The 1,633-nt window shown below is 75.0% G+C and carries 3 protein-coding genes; all 3 read left to right on the top strand.

What is annotated here, in order from left to right:
• Positions 1-36: 36 nt before the first annotated feature.
• Positions 37-300 (top strand): phosphoribosyl-ATP diphosphatase, encoded by a 264-nt coding sequence (locus ABEB16_RS20945; RefSeq protein WP_345714117.1) that lies wholly within the window; start codon positions 37-39, stop codon positions 298-300.
• A 65-nt stretch (positions 301-365) separates the two neighbouring features.
• Positions 366-1,211: an ATP phosphoribosyltransferase gene (hisG, locus tag ABEB16_RS20940; RefSeq protein ID WP_345714116.1), complete on the top strand. Its 846-nt coding sequence runs from the start codon at positions 366-368 to the stop codon at positions 1,209-1,211.
• On the top strand, positions 1,208-1,633 hold a 426-nt coding region (locus ABEB16_RS20935; protein WP_345714115.1), incomplete at its 3' end, for a PH domain-containing protein. The genes hisG and ABEB16_RS20935, both read left to right, overlap by 4 nt.

The following is a 1,633-nucleotide window of genomic DNA, read 5'->3' as shown; positions in this document are numbered from 1 at the left end:
CGGGCTGCGCGGGCTGCTCGCCTAGACTCGCCCTCCGTGAAGTCCTTCGACGACCTGTTCGCCGAGCTCAGCGACAAGGCCCGCACCCGCCCCGCCGGCTCCGGCACCGTCGTCCAGCTCGACGCCGGCGTCCACGCCATCGGCAAGAAGGTCGTCGAGGAGGCCGCCGAGGTGTGGATGGCCGCCGAGCACGAGGGCCCCGAGCGCACCGCGGAGGAGATCTCCCAGCTCCTCTACCACCTGCAGGTGCTCATGCTCGCGCGCGGCCTGACCCTCGACGACGTCTACGCCCACCTGTGAGCGCCGTCCCCGCCGCCGCGGGCGCACCCGCGGAGAACTCGCCGACGACCCCAGGAGAGCGTCCCGTGCTGCGCATCGCCGTCCCCAACAAGGGCTCGCTGTCGGAGGCCGCCAGCGCCATGCTCCGCGAGGCCGGCTACCGCCAGCGCCGCGAGGGCAGGGAGCTCATCCTCGACGACCCCGCCAACAACGCGCAGTTCGTCTTCCTGCGCCCGCGCGACATCGCCCTGTACGTGGGCTCGGGCACCCTCGACGTCGGCGTCACCGGCCGCGACCTGCTGCTGGACTCCCGCGCACCGGCGGTGGAGGTCCTGCCGCTGGGCTTCGCCCGCTCCACGTTCCGCTTCGCCAGCCGCCCCGGCACCGCCACCGGCGTCGCCGACCTGCAGGGCCGGCGCATCGCCACCAGCTACTCCGGCCTGGTGGGCAAGCACCTGGCCGAGCACGGCGTCTCCGCCGACGTCGTGCACCTGGACGGGGCGGTGGAGACCGCCGTGGCCCTCGGCATCGCCGACGTCATCGCCGACGTGGTGGAGACCGGCAGCACGCTGCGCGCGGCGGGGCTGGAGGTCTTCGGCGAGCCCGTCATGACGTCGGAGGCGGTGCTGGTGCGCCCCGCCGGCGCGGAGCCGTCCGCGGCCGTCGACGTCCTCGTGCGCCGGTTGCAGGGCGTCCTGGTGGCCCGGGAGTACGTCATCGTCGACTACGACTGCCCCCGTAGCCTCGTGGAGCGGGCCTGCGCCGTCACGCCCGGCCTGGAGTCGCCCACCGTCTCGCCGCTGGCCGACCCGGACTGGGTGGCGGTGCGGGCCATGGTGCGCGCCGGCTCGACGAACCAGGTGATGGACGAGCTCTACGACCTGGGTGCGCGCGCCATCCTCGTCACCAGCATCCACGCCTGCCGGCTGTGAGCGCAGCGGTGGACGGGGCGGTGGGCGGGGCGGGTGGCGGCGGCCTGAGCCGGGCGGAGGCCATCGCGCAGCTGGGCGAGCCGTTCCGCCCGCGCCGGGCCCGGGCGGTGGGCTACCCGCTGGCGGCGGCGCTGTTCGTCGTGTTCGCCGTCGTCGGGGTGGCGGTGCTCCTGACGGACTACCCCGGCTGGACCGTGCTGGACACCGTGCTGTGCACCGGGTTCGGCGCCCTGCTGGCCGCGGTGCTGCTGCGCCTGGTCGGCATCCGCGCGCTGCCGGGGCCGGACGCGCTGGTGGTGCGCAACGTGGTGTTCACCACCTCGGTGCCGTGGGCGTCGATCGTGGCGGTGCGCTTCGGCGGCGCGGACCCGTGGCTGCTGCTGGACCTCGACGACGGGCAGGCGCTGGCGGTGATGGCGGTG

The sequence above is a fragment of the Kineococcus glutinatus genome (assembly GCF_039542765.1).
GTDB lineage: Bacteria > Actinomycetota > Actinomycetes > Actinomycetales > Kineococcaceae > Kineococcus_A > Kineococcus_A glutinatus.
The sequence above is the reverse complement of the archived record's forward strand: the minus strand, read 5'-3'. Positions and strand labels throughout refer to the sequence as shown.